The sequence below is a fragment of the Streptomyces sp. NPDC052064 genome, from assembly GCF_055585925.1.
This window is the reverse complement of record NZ_JBVJJE010000002.1, coordinates 683,647-702,661: the sequence shown is the minus strand read 5'-3', so window position 1 is coordinate 702,661 and position 19,015 is coordinate 683,647. Positions and strand designations below refer to the sequence as shown.

Annotated in this window: 5 protein-coding genes; all 5 read left to right on the top strand. The window is 72.0% G+C overall.

Features of this window, described 5'->3' with window-relative positions; translation table 11 throughout:
• The first annotated feature begins 68 nt into the window (after positions 1 to 68).
• The 5 genes from ACZ6TU_RS07725 (at position 69) to ACZ6TU_RS07705 (ending at position 18,997) form a co-directional block, all read left to right on the top strand.
• Positions 69 to 6,500, top strand: coding sequence for an SDR family NAD(P)-dependent oxidoreductase (locus ACZ6TU_RS07725; RefSeq protein ID WP_469547331.1), 6,432 nt, complete (start codon positions 69 to 71; stop codon positions 6,498 to 6,500).
• Between the two features lie 4 nt (positions 6,501 to 6,504).
• Positions 6,505 to 7,962 (top strand): beta-ketoacyl [acyl carrier protein] synthase domain-containing protein, encoded by a 1,458-nt coding sequence (locus ACZ6TU_RS07720; protein WP_467679384.1) that lies wholly within the window; start codon positions 6,505 to 6,507, stop codon positions 7,960 to 7,962.
• 46 nt (positions 7,963 to 8,008) lie between these two features.
• A complete protein-coding gene (locus ACZ6TU_RS07715; protein WP_467679382.1) occupies positions 8,009 to 9,580 on the top strand; it encodes a fatty acid--CoA ligase in 1,572 nt (523 codons plus the stop codon).
• 143 nt (positions 9,581 to 9,723) lie between these two features.
• Positions 9,724 to 10,572, top strand: coding sequence for an alpha/beta hydrolase (locus tag ACZ6TU_RS07710; RefSeq protein ID WP_469547328.1), 849 nt, complete (start codon positions 9,724 to 9,726; stop codon positions 10,570 to 10,572).
• Between the two features lie 61 nt (positions 10,573 to 10,633).
• Positions 10,634 to 18,997, top strand: a complete 8,364-nt coding sequence (locus ACZ6TU_RS07705) for a type I polyketide synthase (RefSeq protein ID WP_467679378.1) — start codon at positions 10,634 to 10,636, stop codon at positions 18,995 to 18,997.
• Positions 18,998 to 19,015: the final 18 nt, after the last annotated feature.

Sequence of the window (19,015 nt, the reverse complement as noted above, 5' to 3'; positions counted from 1 at the left end):
GCACACCTGGCCTGACCAACGAACTATTCCGGGGGGCGCAGCGCTGCCTCTGGAGCGGAGGAACCACCATGTCCAATCGGCGCCCAGATGTGCAGGAAGAGCTGGACGCTGCTCGCGAAGCACTTCAGCAGCAGCGGCAAGTGCTCAGGGAGTTGCTGCTCGAAAAGCACGAGCCCATTGCGATCGTGGGCGTCGGGATGCGCTTTCCCGGTGGGAACTCCTCGCTTCCGGGCTTCGCTGAATTTCTTGAGCAGGGCCGGTCGGGCACGGGGCCGATCCCCGTGGACCGTTGGGACGTGGAGGGTTTCTCCTCGGGCGGTCAGGATGTGAAGGGGAAGATCCGCACGTTCGCCGGCGGATTCCTGGACCGGGTGGACCAGTTCGACCCGCAGTTCTTCAACATCTCGCCGAAGGAAGCGCAGTACATCGATCCGCAGCAGCGGCTCGCGCTGGAGACCGCGTGGGAGGCCCTGGAAGAAGCGGGAATCGACCCGAACAGCCTGCGGAACGGCAACGGCGGTGTCTACGTCGGCGTCTCCACCGTCGACTACACCATCGAGGCGGACGCCCTCGCGTACGAGGAGCTGGACGCCAACATAGGTACCGGGACGGCGCACTCCGCGGTGCCCGGCCGGATCTCGTACTTCCTCGGCTGGCGCGGACCGAGCATGGCTGTGGACACCGCGTGCTCGGCCTCCCTGGTGACCCTGCACCTGGCCGCCGAGGGCCTGCGCCGCGGCGAGTGCGACATCGCGCTGGCCGGCGGGGTGAACGTGATCCACCACCCGCGCAACCACATCGTCTTCTCGCAGGCGAACATGCTTTCCGTCGACGGCGAGTGCAAGACCTTCGACTCCTCCGCCGACGGATACAGCCGCAGCGAGGGCTGCGGCATGGTCCTGCTCAAGCGGCTCACGGACGCCAAGCGCGACGGGGACCGCGTGCTGGCGCTGGTACGTGGTTCGGCCGTGCGCCAGGACGGCGAGAGCGGCGGCCTGACCGTGCCCAACGGCTCCGCCCAGGAAATGGTCATCCGCGCTGCGCTCGACAACGCGGTGCTGGACCCCGCGGACATCCAGTACGTCGAGGCGCACGGCACCGGTACCTCGCTGGGTGACCCCATCGAGATGGGAGCCATCCACTCCGTCTTCGCCGAGTCGCACTCCAGGGCGGCACCGATCGTCGTCGGCTCGCTGAAGACCAACGTCGGCCACATGGAAGCGGCGGCCGGCATCGGCGGTGTGATCAAGGCGGCGCTACAGCTGCACAGCGGGCGGATCTACCCGCACCTGAACATGGCGACCCCCTCGGAGCACATCCCGTGGGACGACTACTCCGTCGAGGTGCCGGTCGGCGGACGGCCTTGGAAGGCGGACACCCGCCGCGCCGTCGTCAACTCCTTCGGCTTCGCGGGCACCATCGCCTGCGCGGTACTGGAACAGGCCCCCGCCTTCTCCCCGGCCGAACCGTCGGTGACCGACGGGGGGCACATCTTCACCCTCTCGGCGAAGAACGACAAGGCCCTGGCGCTCCAGATGGAGCGCCACCGTGCGTACCTCGCCGAGCACCAGGACCTGAGCCTGGCCGACGTCTGCTACACCAGCAACGTCGCCCGGGCTCACTTCGGCAGCCGGCTCGTGGGCGTGGTACGCGACACCGAAGAGCTGACCGCGCTGCTCGGTCGCACCCCCACCGCCGGCCCCGACCTGAGCAGGACCGCCTTCCTCTTCACCGGCCAGGGCTCTCAGTACGCGGGCATGGGCAGGCCGCTCTACGACGCCTACCCGGTGTTCCGGGAGCACCTGGACGCCTGTGACCGGCTCTTCGAGGCGCGTATCGGCCGGTCCGTCAAGGCACTCGTCCTCGGTGACGCCGAGGACCCGGAGGCGATCGACCAGACCTGCTTCACCCAGCCCGCGCTGTTCTCCCTGGAGTACGCCACCGCCCAGCTGTGGCTGAGCTGGGGCGTCCAGCCGAGCGTCCTGATCGGCCACAGCATCGGCGAAGTGGTCGCGGCGACCGTGGCCGGACTCTTCTCGCTTCAGGACGCGGTCCGGCTGGTCGCGGCCAGGGGCCGGCTGATGCAGTCCGTCACCGCACCCGGCGCGATGGTCGCCGTGGAAGCCGCGGTGAACGAGGTCGCCCCCCTCCTCGAAGCGTACGAGGACGTCACCTTCGGCGCCTTCAACGCCCCCGGTCACTGCGTCGTCTCAGGCGGGGAGGCCTCCGTCGCGGCCATCACCGGCCTGCTCGAGGAGCGCGGTCTGCGCACCAAGCGGCTCGCGGTCTCGCACGCATTCCACTCGCCGCTGATGGCAGAGGTCTTCGACGCCTTCCGCGAGGAGATCCAGGACATCACCTTCCGCGAGCCCGAATTCACCCTGATCTCCAACATCTCCGGCCGGGTCGCCGACGTCGCCGAGATGTCCACCCCCGAGTACTGGGTGCGGCACATCGCGGAGCCCGTCAACTTCCAGGCCGGCCTCGCCGCCATCGGCGCCCGCGGCCGCCACGTCTTCATCGAGGTGGGCCCCTCGGGCACCCTGCTGGGACTGGGCAAGCGCATCCTGGACGCCAAGGAGCACGTCTGGCTGCGGAGTTCGGCGAAGGGCGACACGGACTCCTCGGTCATCCGGGCCTCGGTGGCGGAGTGCTACGCCGCCGGCCTGCGGATCGACTGGACGGGCTACCACCAGGGGCGCGGCGGGCGGCGGACCGCACTGCCGACGTACGCCTTCGACACCAAGCGGTACTGGCTGCCCATCACCGGCGACCGGCACTCCAAGGAGCGCGTGGTCGACGCCTCGCGGGCGCACCACCCGCTGCTCGGTGCCGAGGCGAGCACCGCCGCGCAGATCCAGGACGGCGTGCGCGAGTTCGCGGCCGAGATCGGTCCCGACCAGCCGTCCTACCTGGTCGACCACGTCATCATGGGACAGACGGTGTTCCCCGGCGCCGGCTACGTCGAGATCCTGCTCGCCCTGCAGGACGCGGTCTACGGCGAGAGCGGCCGCATCCTGGAGGACGTGGCGATCCAGGAGCCGCTCATCCTCTCGGACGAGCAGCGCACCGAGATCCGTACCCGGCTGCGGGAGCTCCCCGGCGGCGGCGCGGAGGTCGAGATCTTCAGCCGGACACCAGGAGCCGACAACGCCATCGAGCGCTGCCACGTCACCGCCCGCATCGGCACGGACCACACACTCCTTCCGGAGCTGCGCAAGGTCGCGGCGGAGCTGGAGACCAAGGCGGCGGCCGAGGGCCATCCGTTGCTGCCCCGCCGCCCTGACGACCTGTACGCGGAGTTCGCCGACCTCGGGCTCGAATACGGCCCGGAGTTCCGGCGCATCGAGCACATCGCACGCCAGGGCGACAGCGTCTCCGTCGCCCGGCTGCGCGGCCGGGTGGCCCATGCGCTGGAGCACCTGCCGCCGGTCGTGCTCGACAACGTCACCCAGTCGCTGGGCGGGGTGCTGGACAACGGCAATACCTACCTCCCGGTCGGCTTCGGCCGCTTCCAGCTGCTGAAGAAGCCCAAGAGCGACGAGCTGCGCAGCTACGTGCGGCTCACCAGTGAGGAGAACGCCGACGGCGAGATGACCGCGGACATGCTCCTGACGGAGCACGACCGGCCGGTGTTCGTCGTGAACGGCTTCCGGCTGAAGAAGGTCACCGCTGCCGCGGGCTCTCCGCGCCGGCAGCTCTTCCACGAGCCGCGCTGGGTGAAGCGCTCCCTGGTACGCCAGGGCGGCGGCGAACGCGAGCGGCGCATTGTGGTGGTCAATCGGGGCGCGGCGGACTTCGAGTCCGTACGCGAGCACCTCGACGCGGGCGGCGCCTCGCTGACGTTCGCGCCGGACGCGAGCGGGGCCGTCGGTCTGCTGGGCGAGCGGCCCACCGACGTCTGCTGGTTCTGGAAGAGCGCACCGGGCCCGGTGACCGCCGAGCGCCTGCGGTCGGAGTGCGAGGCCAACTACCGCGAGCTGCTGGACCTCCTGGCGGCGCTGGAGAAGGCGGCGTTCGGGCGCGACCAGCGGCTGTGGCTGGTCACCGAGGGGGCCCAGCGGCTGCCCGGTGACCTCCCCGGCCGGCCGGGCCGGCCCTCGGAGGTCTCGCCCGCCGCGACCCTGTGGGGCCTGGGCCTCACGCTGTGGAACGAGTACCCCACCTACCAGGCCACGCTGATCGACCTCCCCGTCGGCGGTGACGGCAAGGCCCTGGCCGACGAGCTGCTGATCTCCGAGCCGGACGAGTACCAGGTCGCCTTCCGGGACGGCAACCGGCACGTGCGCCGCATCCACCGCGCGGACCCGGCCGGTACGGACGACGCCAACTTCGAACTCGCCATCACCGAGTTCGGCGAGTTCTCCAACGTCCGGCCCGTGCCCATCGAGGACGTGGCACCCGAGGGGGACCAGATCCAGGTCCAGGTGCACGCGGCGGGCCTGAACTTCAAGGACGTCCTCAACGTACTGGGGCTGCTCAAGGCCCACGCGGAGGACCACGGCATCGAGTACCAGCCGCTCGACCTCGGCTTCGAGGGCGCCGGCACGGTGGTCGCGGCCGGCCCCGACGCCGAGTTCCAGCCCGGCGAGGAGGTGCTGCTCAGCCACCTCGGCTGCATGAAGCGGCGCGTCACCGTGCCGTCGGCGATGGCGGTGCGCAAGCCCGCCAACATCGGGTTCGCCGAGGCAGCCGGACTGGCCACCGCCTATGTCACCGCCCACTACGCGCTGCACGACCTGGCCGGCATCAAGCAGGGTGACAAGATCTTGATCCACGCGGCGGCCGGCGGCGTGGGCCAGGCCGCGGTGCAGCTGGCCAAGCTCGCGGGCGCCGAGATCATCGCCACCGCCAGCCCCCGCAAGCAGGAGCTGCTGCGCGCCCAGGGCATCGAGCACGTCTTCAACTCGCGCACCCTGGAGTTCGCCGACCAGGTACTTGAGGTCACCGGCGGCAAGGGCGTCGACATCGTCCTGAACAGTTTGAACAAGGACTACATCCCGGCCGGCATGAAGGCGCTCGGCGAGGGCGGCCGGTTCGTGGAACTCGGCAAGATCGGCATCTGGTCGGCCGAGCAGGCGCACGCGGCACGGCCCGACGTGAAGTACGACAACTTCGACCTCAGCGAGTTCGCGGAGGAGGAGCTGCAGAAGGTCAACAAGGGCATCCTCCAGACGGTGGCGGGGCTGCTCTCCGAAGGCGCGGTTCAGCCGCTCCCGACGACCGCTTACACCCTGGACGAGATCGAGGAGGCATTCGCGGTCCTCAGCCGGGGAGCGAACGTCGGCAAGCTGGTGATCAGCTTCGAGCAGGAGAACGGCTTCCGCGAGCGTCCGGTCACCATCACGGCCGACCGCTCGTACGTGATCACCGGTGGCATGGGCGCCCTGGGGCTGGTGATGGCGCAGAAGCTCGTCGACCTCGGCGCCCGGGACCTCGTCCTGGTCGGTCGGCGGGCCGTCCCCGAGGCGGATACCGCAGCGCTCGCCGCCGAGCTGGGCGAGGGGGTGCGGGTCAGCACGCTGCAGTGCGACGTGGCCTCGGCCGACGACGTCCGGCGGCTCGTCGACTTCGTGGCGGCCGGACCGCACCCGCTGGGCGGCGTTCTGCACACGGCCGGCGTCCTCGCGGACATGCCCATCTCCTCCCTCTCCTGGGAGAGCATCGACAAGGTCTTCCAGCCGAAGGTGTACGGGACCTGGCACCTGCACCAGGCGCTGCGCGACCTCCCGGACACGCCGTTCTTCGTCGGCTTCTCCTCGATCGCCTCGGTGGTCGGGTCCGCCGCACAGGGCAACTACGCGGCGGGCAACGCGTTCATCGACGCGCTCATGCAGTGGCGCGCAGCGCGGGACCTGCCGGGCCTGAGCGTCAGCTGGGGCCCGTGGGCCGAGGTGGGCATGGCCGCGGAGCTGAGCGAGCAGCTGGTCCGCGGCATCGAGTCCCAGGGGATGAAGTTCCTCAAGCCGGCCGACGGCACCCGCTCGATGTTCAAGGCGCTCGGGAAGCCCGCCGCGCACCTGATGATCGGCGAGTTCGACTGGGACCGCTTCGTCTCGGCCCGGCCGGCCGCCAACGCCTTCTACCGTGAGGTGGCGGGAGCCGGCGGCGCCGGTGTCCGAACCGTCGACCTGGACGCGCTGCGCGCCCTGCCGAAGTCCGAACGGCTCTCCTCCGTCAACGAACTGGTCCGTGCCCGGATCGCGGGACTGCTCCACTTCGAGGGGCCCGACGACGTCGGCGTCAACGCGAAGTTCCTCGAACTGGGCCTGGACTCGCTCAGCGCGGTGGAACTGAAGAACGGGCTCGAAGCGGCCTTCCAGGTGCCGCTGTCCTCCGCGATCGTCTTCGACTACCCGTCGATCGGGCTGCTCACCGAGTACCTGGAGCAGCAGCTCGTACCGCAGGTGGCGGCCGAGGAGGAGCAGTCCGCGGACGACGTGGCGGTGCTCTCCGACGCCGAGGCCGACGCCGAGCTCGCCGCGATGATGGAGCTGTGACCCGGTGAAGGAGTACATCGAGTCGTTGCAGGGGCTGTCCAAGTCCCAGTTGGTGCTGCTGCTGGCGCGTCAGCGCCGGCAGGAGACCGAGCGGATCGCCGTCGTCGGCATGGCGTGCCGGTTCCCCGGCGGCATCGACAGCCCTCGGCAGTACTGGGACGTGCTGCACACGGGCCGCAGCGTCCTCGCTGAACGGGGTGGGATCCCCAAGGACTCCACCGGGCGTCCCCGGTGGAACGTGTCGGCGCCGGACCTGGCGCCGCTGGCCGGTCTGCTCTCCCAGGGCGCCTACCTGGACGCCGTCGACCTCTTCGACGCCGAGCGCTTCGGCATCCCGGACGAGGAGGCGCGGCACATGGACCCGCAGCAGCGGCTGCTGCTGACCTGTGCCGCCGAGGCGCTGGAGGACGCGGCGCCGTTCGACCGCGCAGAGGCCCGGGTGGGCGTCTTCGCCGGGGTGAGCACGGTGGAGTACAACTTCGCCGCGCTCCGCAACGGCCTGGGTGCCGAGGGGCTCTCCCCGTACATGGGCACCGGCGGAGCGCTCAGCGCGACGGCCGCACGGGTCGCCACCGGACTCGGCCTGAACGGCCCCGTGCTGACCGTCGACACGGCGTGCTCCTCCGCCCTGACAGCGACCCACCTGGCCTCATCGGCGCTGCGCCGCGGCGAGTGCGACGTGGCCGTCGTCGGCGCCTGCCACCTGACGCTCGCGCCCTTCACGGCGGGCGTCTTCGAGCAGGCGGGGATGCTCTCACCCACCGGACGCAGCCGCCCCTTCGACAGCGAGGCGGACGGCCACGTCCGGGGCGAGGGCTGCGGGGTGCTGGTGCTCAAGCGCGAGCGCGACGCGCAGGCCGCCGGTGACCGGCCGTACGCGCTGATCAAGGGCAGCAGCATCTACCAGCACGGCGACCGGCCGACGATGGCGGCCGTCTCGTCCGTGGCGCAGCGCCGAGTGATGGCGCAGGCGCTGCGGGACGCCGCCGTCGACCCGCATCAGGTGCAGTACGTCGAGGCCCAGGCCAACGGCTCCAAGCTGGGCGGGGTCATCGAGGCGGAGGCGATCGCCGAGACGTACCGGCGTGCCGGGAGCGACGCGCCGCCGCTGTACCTGGGCTCGGCCAAGGCCAACCTCGGTTACCTGGAGACGGCCTCCGGGGCCGCCGGGCTGATCAAGACCGCGCTGGCCCTCAGGAGCCGTGTCATTCCGCCACAGCCGGGGATCGACACCCCTGACCCGGCGGTGCCGTGGGACCGCACCAGCCTCCGGCTGCCCCGCACGGCCGTGCCGTGGCCCGAGACCGAATCCCCGACGGCCGCGGTGAGTTCGTTCGGCTTCACCGGCACCAACGCACATGTGCTGATGGAAGGGGGCGAGGACCTGGAGCCCCGGCCCGCGCCGCACAGCACGGCGGGCCAGGGACGCCGCCACTGGCCCGACGACAACATCTGGGGCTGACACGGCACCGCAGCGAGGTCTGGGAACGAGGAACCGAGGAGCAGCGATGTACTTTCCGAACCTGCGGACACTCGACGCGAGCGTGGCATTCCACGCCGGGCGCCGTCCGCACCACCCGGCCGTGCTGTGTGAGGGGCGGACCGTCACGTACGGCGAGCTGCACCGGCGCAGCAACCGCATGGCGCACGCGCTGCGTGCGGCCGGTGTGTCGGATCAGGCCAGGATCGGCTATCTCGGCAAGGAGTCGGAGCACTACTACGAGGTGCTCTTCGCCTGTGCCAAGACCGGCACGGTTCTGGTGCCCATCAACTGGCGGCTGACCGTCGGTGAGGTGGACCACATCCTGCGGGACTCCCGGGCGGAACTCCTCTTCGTGGAGGAGGAGTTCCGCGCGCTCGCCGAAAAGGCGGTCGCGGCCCTGGCCCACCGGGTCCAGGTCGTCGTCGTGGACCACGAGGGCGACGCGGGCGCGGGCATCCTCGGCTGGGCCGCCGGCCACCCGGACACGGACCTGGCACGGTCCGTGCAGGAGGACGACCCGGTCGCGCAGCTGTACACCAGCGGAACGACCGGGCTGCCCAAGGGAGTCGTGCTCGCCCACCGCAGCTTCTTCAAGGTCCGGGACGCGCTGGCGGCCGAGGGGCTTGACTGGATCGACTGGCAGGAAGGCGACGTGAGCCTCATCGGCATCCCCGGCTTCCACGTCGGCGGGCTGTGGTGGGCCACCCAGGGTTTCCACGCCGGCATCACCAACGTCGCCATGCGGATGTTCATCAGCGGTGAAGCGGTGCGGCGGATCCGTGAGCTCGGCATCACCACGGCGTGCGTGGTGCCCTCGATGCTGCAGATGGTGCTCAGCGAACCGGAGGCGAGCGACGAGGACTTCGCGTCGCTGCGCAAGGTGGTCTATGGCGGTTCCCCGATCTCCGAGAGACTCCTGGAACAGGCCGTCGAACGGATCGGCTGCGACTTCGCGCAGATCTACGGGCTCACCGAGACGGGCAACACCGCGGTGTGCCTGCCGCCCCACGAGCACGTGGTCGGCGGACCGCGGATGCAGGCGGCGGGCCGGCCGTACCCCGGCTTCGAGATCAAGATCGTGGACCGCGACGGCACCCGCCTCGAGGGGCGTTCCGTGGGCGAGGTGTGTCTCCGCACGCCCGCGCACATGGTCGAGTACTGGGGGCTGCCCGAGGCCACCGCGAGCACCCTGGTGGATGGCTGGATCATGACGGGCGACGCCGGCTACGTCGACGAAGAGGGGTATCTGTTCGTCTGTGACCGGATCAAGGACACGATCATCGTCGCGGGGGAGAACGTCTATCCGGCGGAGATCGAGAACGCGCTGACCAAGCACGAGGCGGTGCTGGAGGCCGCGGTGATCGGCGTGCCCGACGAGCGGTGGGGGGAGGCGGTCCGGGCGTTCGTGGTACTGCGTCCCGGGACGACCGCGACGCCGCGGGAACTGATGATGTCGCTGAAAGGGAGGATCGCGGACTTCAAGATCCCGACAGGGTACGAGTTCATCGGCACGCTCCCCAGAAACCCCAGCGGCAAGATTCTCCGCCGAGAGCTGCGCGACAGGTTCTGGCAGGGTCACCAGCGTAAGGTCAACTAGGCGTGTACAGGCGGGAGTTCGCGGTTCGCAGGTTCGCGACGAACACCCGCCGGTACGTGGTCCGGCCGCTCCCGCTCCCGGGTCCGGCTGCCCCCTCGACGCCGGCCGCCCGTTGGCCGCCGGCAGGAATTCCAGGTGATTTGATGAGTTCGTCCTTCACTGCCGTGCGCACGGTGCTGAACGCCGCCTCGTACGTCTCCCCCCGGCTGCTCGGCGGTTACGTGTGGCGGTTGTTCTGCGAGCCGGTCGCGCGTGACAAGGTGCGCGGCGCCCAGCAGCCGGTCCACGACCAGGCCGTGGCGGAGAAGATCACCGTGAACGGCCAGGACGTGGTGACCTACCGCTGGGGCGACGGCGGCAACCCGGTGCTGCTCATCCATGGCTTCGGCGGCCGGGCTGCCAACTTCGCGGGGTTCGTCCACGGGCTCCAGCAACTCGGCGTCTCCGCAGTGGCGTACGACGCCTTCGGCCACGGCGACTCCGGGGGCAAGGGCGTCACGATCCTGGACCACCTGGCCGTGCTGCGGCAGTTGCAGGACCGCCACGGGCCCTTCCGCGCAATCATCGGGCACTCGTTCGGCGGCACCACGGGGTACCTCGCGCTGCGGCGCGGCATCAAGGCCGACCGACTGGTCTCCATCGCCTCCGTGGGCGAATTCGCTTCCCTGCCGAGCACGTTCTGCAAGCAGCTGGGCCTGCGGCCGGTGTACGCGCGGGAGTTGCGGCGCCGCACCGAGCTGCTCTTCGCGTCCGAGCCGGACCTGTGGAACGCCTTCTCGCCCGTGCACCGCCCGGAGGAGATCGAGCAGCCGGTTCTCGTGGTGCACGACCAGAACGACCGCGAAGTCGGCGTGGAGCAGGGCCGCCGCATCGCCGCCGCGTACGGGGACCGGGCCGAGTTCCTGCTGACGGAGGGGCTCGGGCACCGCCGGATCCTGGGCGACAGCACGGTGATCACCAAGGTGCTGACGTTCGCCGTGGGCGACAAGTGACACCTGACGAGTGGCGCCCGGACTCGTCAGCAACAAGTAATCACAGACCTAGGTGAGAGCGATGACCAGCCAGTCCGAATCCACTGGACGCACCGTGCTGAGACCCGGGAGTGAACCGGTCGCCGTCGTCGGCATGGCCTGCCGGCTGCCCGGCGCAGCAGGGCCGACGAGCTTCTGGGAGCTGCTCCACGAGGGCCGGGACGGCATCACCGAGGTGCCCTCCGACCGTTGGACGGCGGGCGGGCCGTCCGCGCCGCAGCCCGGCAACACGGGCCGGGGTGGATTCGCGGACGGCATCGGCGAGTTCGACGCGGGCTTCTTCGGCGTATCGCCGCGGGAGGCCGCGTCGATGGACCCGCAGCAGCGGCTGATGCTGGAGCTGAGCTGGGAGGCCGTCGAGGACGCCAACATACCCGCGCAGGACGTTCAGGGCACCCCTGCCGGTGTCTTCTTCGGCGCCATCGCCGGTGACTACGAGGCGCTGCTGAACCAGTACGGAGCGGACAGCATCACGCGGCACTCCTTCACCGGGCTGCAGCGCGGCCTGATCGCGAACCGGGTCTCGCACCTGTTCGGTCTGGAGGGCCCCAGCCTCACCCTCGACTCCGGGCAGTCCTCCTCGCTGGTCGCGGTCCACATGGCCTGCGAGAGCCTGCGCTCCGGCGAGTCCGAACTCGCGCTCGCGGGCGGGGTGCATCTCAACCTCGTCCAGGAGTCGGCGCTGCGCGCCGACCGGTTCGGGGTGCTTTCGCCCGACGGCCGGTGTTACGCGTTCGACTCCCGGGCCAACGGGTTCGTCCGCGGCGAGGGTGGCGTGGTGTTCGTCTTGAAGCCGCTGTTCCGGGCGGTCGCCGACGGCGACGACATCATCTGCCTGATCCTCGGCAGCGCGGTCAACAACGACGGCCGGGGCGAGGCCGTCGGCGTGCCCAATCCGGCGGCCCAGGGCGCGGTCATCAGGGGGGCCCAGCGCCGCGCGCAGGTCCAGCCCGGCGACATCCAGTACGTCGAGCTGCACGGCACCGGCACGACACGCGGCGACGAGCTGGAGGCGTCCGCCCTCGCCTCCGTGTTCGCCGGATCGCGGGAGCCGGGCTCTCCCCTGCTCGTCGGGTCGGCGAAGACCAACGTGGGGCACCTGGAAGGCGCCGCCGGCGCCGTCGGACTGCTGAAGGTCGCCCTGAGCATCAAGAACGGTGAGATACCCGGGAGCCTGAACTACGCGTCCCCCGGGCCCCGCCCGCTCCACGGGGAGGCGGACCTCAAGGTCCAGCGCAGCCGCGGACCCTGGCCGCGTTCCGACCAGCGGCTGCTGGCCGGCGTCAGTTCCTTCGGCATCGGCGGGACCAACTGCCACGTCGTCCTGGGGCCGGCCCCCGAGGCTCCCGGGCAGGACGCGCGGCGGGCGGCGCCGGAGGCCATGGCCTGGCCGCTCAGCGCCCAAAGCCGGCCGGCGCTCGAGGCCAAGGCCCGTGACCTCGCCGAGCGGCTGGCCCGCTTCCCGGACCTCCGGCCCGAGGATGTCGGCCTCTCGCTGGCCACGACGCGCTCGGCGATGGACCACCGGGCAGTGGTCGTCGCCGGTGACCGTACCGAGTTCGGCGCGGCGCTCGACGCGCTCGCGGCGGGTGAGGCGGGCGCCACCACGGCGCGCGGCGTCGCGCGGCGCCCGGCCAAGGTCGTGTTCGTCTTCCCCGGCCAGGGGTCGCAGTGGCCCGGCATGGCCCTCGGCCTGCTGGAGAGCTCCCAGGTCTTCCGGGAGGAACTGGAGGCGTGTGGACGGGCGCTGGCCCCGTACGTCGACTGGTCCCCGGCCGACGTGCTGCGCGGCGCCCCCGGAGCGCCGGGGCTGGACCAGGTGGAAGTCGTCCAGCCCCTGCTGTTCTCGGTCATGGTCTCGCTGGCCGCCGTCTGGCGCGCGCACGGCGTCGAACCCGACGCCGTCGTGGGCCACTCACAGGGTGAACTGGCCGCCGCCTACGTCTGCGGTTCCCTGACCCTGGAGGAAGCCGCCCGCGCGGTCGCCCTGCGCAGCCGGGCCATCGCCAGGATCGCCGGGACAGGCGGGCTGCTGTCCATCGCCCTGCCGGCCGACCGTGTCATGCCGTATCTGGAGCGCTCTGCGGACGAACTGTCCGTGGCGGTGGTCAACAGCCCTCGGTCGACAGCCGTCGGCGGAGCTCCCGAAGCGCTGGCCGCGCTGGCCGCCGCCTGCGAGCGGGACGGGGTGCGCAGCCGCCTGATCCTGATCGACTACGCCTCGCACTCGCCTCAGGTCGAGGCCATCCGCGACGAGGTGCTTGACGCGCTGAAGGACGTCTCTCCCCGCCGTTCGGACGTCCCGTTCTACTCCAGCACCGACGGCGGGCCGCTGGACACGCTCCGTCTGGACGCCGGGTACTGGTTCAGGAACCTGCGCGAGGCCGTGCAGTTCGAGCGCGCGACCAGGGCGCTGCTGGACTCGGGACACAACGTCTTCATCGAGGTGAGCCCGCATCCGGTGCTGGTGGCCGGGATGCTGGACACCATCGAGGACGCGGCGCAGGCGTCCCCCGAGGAGCCCGTCGAAGCCGCCGTCGTCGGCACCCTGCAGCGGCATGAGGGCGGCGCCGGGCGCTTCCTGCGGTCCGCCGCCGAGGCCTATGCGCACGGCGTCCCGGTCGACTGGGCGAAGGGGTACGCCGGAACCGGCGCCCGCCGGGTCAAGCTGCCCGGTTATCCCTTCCAGCGCCGCCGGCACTGGCTGGCGGCCCCCGGGACACCAGCCCCCGGCACCCCCGCTCCCGCGGCTCTCCCCGCCTCATCCGCCGAAGCAGTACCGGAGGAGGAGCAGCAGCAGGCCGCCGAGCGGCCGCAGCCGGGTCCGCTCGGCGAGCAGGAGGCGCTGGACCTCGTCCGCAGGCACGCCGCGCTGCTGCTCGGACACGACGGTGCCGAGGCGGTCGACGGCCGGCTGGCTTTCCGAGACCTGGGATTCGACTCGCTCAGCTCCGTCCGGCTTCGCCAGCGGCTCGTCGAGGCCACCGGCCTGAAGCTGCCCGTCAGCACGGTCTACGACCACCCGACGCCGCTCGCACTGGCCCGCAGGATCCGGCACCTGCTCTCGTCGTCCGCCGACAGCGAAGCCGCCACGCCGACTGCCGCGGAGACCGAGGACGACCCGGTCGTCATCGTCGGCATGGCCTGCCGCTATCCCGGCGGAGTGGCCTCCCCCGAGGACCTGTGGCGCCTCGTGGCGGAGGGCGAGGACGCCGTCGCGGACTTCCCGGCCGACCGCGGCTGGGACCTCGAGGGCCTCTACCACCCCTCACCGGAGCACCGGAAGACCACGTACGCGCGCTTCGGCGGATTCCTGTACGACGCCACCCGGTTCGACGCGGCGTTCTTCGGCATCAGCCCGCGGGAGGCGCTGGGCATGGACCCGCAGCAGCGCATTCTGCTGGAGACCGGCTGGGAGGCGTTCGAGCGGGCCGGCATCGTCCCCGAGACGGTACGCGGCACGCGCACGGGCGTCTTCATCGGGGCGATGCCCTCCGGGTACGGACCGCCGCTCGGCGAGGCACCGGAGGACCTGGAGGGGTATCTGCTGACGGGTTCGAGCCCGAGCGTGCTCTCCGGCCGGCTCTCCTACACCTTCGGGCTGGAGGGGCCGGCGGTGACGGTCGACACCGCCTGCTCGTCCTCGCTGGTCGCGCTCCACCTGGCAGCCCAGGCCCTGCGGCGCGGTGAGTGCTCGATGGCGCTGGCCGGCGGGGTGACCGTGATGGCGACGCCCGGCATGTTCCTGGAGTTCAGCCGCCAGCGCGGCCTGTCGCCCGACGGCCGGTGCAAGGCCTTCTCCGCCGACGCGGACGGCACGGGGTGGGGCGAGGGCGCCGGCGTCCTGCTGCTGGAACGGCTCTCCGAGGCCCGCCGCCGCGGCCACCGCGTGCTTGCCGTGGTCCGTGGCACGGCGACGAACCAGGACGGCGCGAGCAACGGACTGACGGCACCGAACGGCCCCGCGCAGGAGCGGGTCATCCTGGACGCCCTGGCCGCGGCCCGGCTCGCCCCCGGCCAGGTCGACGTCGTGGAGGCGCACGGCACGGGCACGGTCCTGGGCGATCCCATCGAAGCGGGCGCGCTGTTCGCCACGTACGGGAAGGACCGCCCCGACGGCCGTCCGCTGTGGCTGGGCTCGCTGAAGTCCAACACCGGCCACTCCCAGGCCGCGGCCGGCGTGGGCGGCATCATCAAGATGGTCATGGCGATGCGGCACGGCGTCATGCCGCGCTCGTTGCACAGCGACCGCCCCTCCCCCCACGTCGACTGGTCTGCGGGGAACGTACGGCTGCTGCAGGAGGCGACGCCCTGGGAGCGGGCCGACGGCCCCCGCCGGGCCGGTGTGTCGTCCTTCGGTATCAGCGGCACCAATGCCCACGTGGTGATCGAGGAGGCGCCGGAACCCGGGCCCGGGGCCGGTGCCCCGGCCCCGGAGTCAGGGACCGGGCCGGTACCGCTGCCGCTGACGGCCAAGAGCGCGGCCGCGCTGGGCGCCCAGGCGGACGCGCTCCGCGCCCACGCGGCGGCCACGGACGCCGGTCTGCTCGACCTCGGCCACAGCCTGGCCGCCACCCGCTCGACGTTCGAACACCGGGCCGTGGTGCTCGCGTCGGACCGTACCGAGCTCTCCGCCGGCCTGGAAGCCCTCGCGAACGGCGGCCTCGCCGGGAACGTGACACAGGGGGCGGCGGCGCCCGGCCGGGTCGCCTTCCTCTTCACCGGCCAGGGCAGCCAGTACCCGGGCATGGGCCGCGACCTGTACGCGGCTCATCCCGCTTTCGCGCGGGCCCTGGACGAGGTCTGCGCGCATCTGGACCCCCACCTCGGACGCCCGCTCCGCGACGTGATGTTCGCAGGCGAGGCGGACGGGGAAACGGCGCTCCTGAACCGTACGGAGTGGACCCAGCCGGCCCTGTTCGCCTTCGAAGTGGCCCTGTTCCGGCTGCTCGAACACTGGGGCGTCACGCCGGATCACCTGCTGGGCCATTCCGTCGGCGAGATCGCGGCCGCGCATGTGGCCGGAGTCCTGTCACTGCCGGACGCCTGCCTCCTGGTGGCGAGCCGCGCCCGGCTGATGGGCGGGCTGCCGGACGGCGGGGCGATGGTGTCTCTGGAGGCGGCCGAGCACGAGGTCACCGAGTGGATCGCGGCACAGGGCGCCAAGCTGGACGTCGCGGCGCTCAACGGTCCGGACGCGACGGTCGTCGCGGGGGACGCGGACTGGGCGGTCCGCATCATGGCGGAGTGGCAGCGGCGCGGCCGCCGGGCCAAGCGGCTGACCGTGAGCCACGCCTTCCACTCCGCGAAGGTGGAGCCGATGCTGGACGAGTTCGCCCGGATCGCCGAGACCCTCGACTACCGTCCGCCGACGCTGCCCGTCGTCTCCAACCTGACCGGCCGGCCGGTCGAGGAGACGACGCTGTGCTCCGCCGAGTACTGGGTCCGGCACGTGCGGCAGCCCGTGCGGTTCCTGGACGGCATCAGGGCGCTGGAAGCGGCGGGAGTCACCAGGTTCCTCGAAGTCGGGCCCGACGGAGTGCTGTCGCCGATGGCGAGGGGCTGCCTGACGGCGGCTCGGTCGGCCGTGGTGGCGGCCGCCGCCCGCCGCAACCGGCCGGCGGAGCGGACGTTCTTCACCGCGCTCGCCACGCTGTACGTCCAGGGGGTCGACGTCGACTGGGCGGCCGGGTTGTCCCGGGCAGGGGGGCGCACCGTCGCGTTGCCGACCTACGCCTTCGACCGGCAGTTCTACTGGTTGACCGCACCGGCGCGCAGCGGCACCGACCTCGTCGGCGCGGGGCTGGAAGCGGCGGACCACCCGCTGCTCGGCGCTGCGGTCGAACTGCCCGCCACCGATGGTGTCGTGTACACCGCCGGGCTGTCCCTGGACAGCCACCCCTGGCTGTCCGACCACGTCGTGCTCGGCACGGTCCTGGTCCCGGGCGCGGCGTTCGCCGAATGGGCCGTGCACGCCGCCGCGGGGACGGGCGGCCGGGTCGGCGAACTGGTGCTCGAGGCGCCCATGGCCCTGCGGGAGGGGACAGCTCTCGACGTACGGGTGAGCGTCGGCGGTGCGCAGGCGGACGGCCGCCGCGAATTCACCGTGCACGCACGGCCGCAGGAGGCGTCCCGCGGGGAGTGGACCCGGCACGCGACCGGCCGGCTGGAACCAGCGGACGCCGGGCGCCCGGCCGCCGTCCCGGCAGCGGAGCAGAGCTGGCCGCCCGCCGGAGCCGTCGAGGTGGACCTCGCCGGTGTCTACGAGCGGTTGGCCGAACGCGGCCTGCAGTACGGCAGCGAGTTCCGCGGGCTGCGGGCCCTGTGGCAGCTCGGGGACGAGCTTCTCGCCGACGTGGAACTCCCCGGCGGTGAGGCCGGAGAGGCCCACGGATTCCTCCTCCACCCGGTTCTCCTCGACGCGGCGCTGCACGCGGTCCTGGCACCGGCACCGGAGCAGGACCCCGCCCTGCCCTTCGCCTGGCGGGGGATCGAGACGTACGCACCGAGCGGACGGCGTCTGCGGGTCCGGGCCCTGTTGCGCAAGGGCGGAAGATCCGGCGAACTGTCGGTCTCGCTCGCCCTCGCGGACGGCACGGGCCGCCCGGTGGCCTCGGTCGAGTCCCTGCTGTTGAAGCGAACCACGCCCGAACAGCTCGGCCGGGCGCTCGGAGAGCGGCAGGGGGAGCTGTACCGGCTGGAGTGGCTGCCCGTCGCGGACCCGGCGGTCGCCGACGGGCCGGACGGCCGGCTGGCGTTCCTGGGCAGCGACCACCTCGGCCTGACCGGAATGTTCAAGAGCGCCGGGATACCGGTGGAGGTCTGCCCGGACCTGCTGGCTCTCGACAGCCTGATCGGGGCCCCGGAGCCGCCGCCCGAGGCCGTCGTCGTCACGTGCGTGGGAGAGAAGGACACCGTCGACGAGGCGGTCGCCGCGGCGAGCCGGCGGGCGCTCAGACTGGTCCAGGAGTGGCTGACCGACGAACGGCTGGCGGCGACCCGGCTGGTGCTCGTCACCGCGGGCGCGGTCGCCACCCGTGCGGGCGAGGAGGTGTCCGACCCGGCGGGCGCGGCCGTCTGGGGCCTGATCCGAAGTGCCCAGACGGAACATCCCGGACGATTCGTCCTGGTCGACATCGAACCGGGGGAACGCGGCGTGGACGGGCTGATCAGCGCGATCACGTCCGGCGAGCCGCAGACAACCGTCCGCGCCGGTGCCGTCCGGGAACCCAGACTGGCGGCGGTCCGCGGCAGGCGTTCTCCGGCCGCGGTGGGCAGCGGGCCCTGGACGCCGGACGGCACCGTGCTCATCACCGGCGGAACCGGCATGCTCGGCAGCCTGGTCGCCCGCCACCTGGTGCGGCGGCACGGCGTGCGGAAGCTGGCGTTGCTGAGCCGACGTGGCCCGGCGGCACCCGGCGCCGACGGCTTGGTGGCCGAACTGACCGCACACGGTGCCGAGGTGTCCGTCCTGGCCTGCGACGCGGCCGACCGTCCGGCGCTGGCGGAGGCACTGACGCAGCTGCGGAAGGACGCTCCGCTGAGCGCCGTCGTGCATACGGCGGGGGTCCTCGACGACGGCACCGTCACGGGGCTGACGCCCAAGCGGCTGCAGCGCGTCCTGAGGGCCAAGAGCACGGCAGCGCTCAATCTCCATGGACTCACCACGGGAGACGCGCTGTCGGCGTTCGTCCTGTTCTCCTCGGTCATCGGCATGCTCGGTGGCGCGGGACAGGCCAACTACGCCGCGGCGAACAGCGTCCTGGACGCGCTGGCACACCAGCGCAGGGCGCTCGGGCTGCCCGCCGTCTCGCTGGCCTGGGGTCTGTGGAACCCCGACGCGGGAATCGCGGCGAGCCTGTCGGACGTCGACATCGCCCGTATGGCCCGGTCAGGCCTGGCACCGTTGTCCGTGCAGCGCGGGATCGAGCTGTTCGACGCCGCCCTCGCCTGTGACGAGCCCGTGCTCGTGCCCGCCGCGCTCGACGCCAAGGCACTGCGTACCCGGTCCGGCGGCATCGCCAAGGTACTGGCCGGGCTGGCACCGGCCGGGGCGGCGCGACCCGGGACGGCACCGCAGGCCTCGCTCCAGGAACGGACGGCGGCGCTGCCGGAGGCGGAACGGGCCTCCGCACTCCTCGCGTTCGTCCGGGAGCAGATCGCCGCGGTGATGGGGTACGCCTCGGCGGACGCCGTCGAGCCCGAGCGGGAAGTCTGGGACCTCGGCCTCGATTCGCTGACCGCACTGGAACTCACCAGCCGGCTGACCGCCGCAGCCGGACTGCGGCTGCCGACCACCCTCACCTTCGACCACCCCTCCGCTGCCGCGCTGTCGCAGTACCTCGATGAGGTGCTGACCGGTAAGGCCGTACCGAAGCAGCAGTGACACCCCCCGCCGTCCTCG

What these genes read in the sequence shown, in the direction of transcription:
- ACZ6TU_RS07725 (WP_469547331.1), top strand. Translation starts at nt 69, where the DNA reads ATGTCCAATCGGCGCCCAGATGTGCAGGAAGAGCTGGACGCTGCTCGC.
- ACZ6TU_RS07715 (WP_467679382.1), top strand. Translation starts at nt 8,009, where the DNA reads ATGTACTTTCCGAACCTGCGGACACTCGACGCGAGCGTGGCATTCCAC.
- ACZ6TU_RS07710 (WP_469547328.1), top strand. Translation starts at nt 9,724, where the DNA reads ATGAGTTCGTCCTTCACTGCCGTGCGCACGGTGCTGAACGCCGCCTCG.
- ACZ6TU_RS07705 (WP_467679378.1), top strand. Translation starts at nt 10,634, where the DNA reads ATGACCAGCCAGTCCGAATCCACTGGACGCACCGTGCTGAGACCCGGG.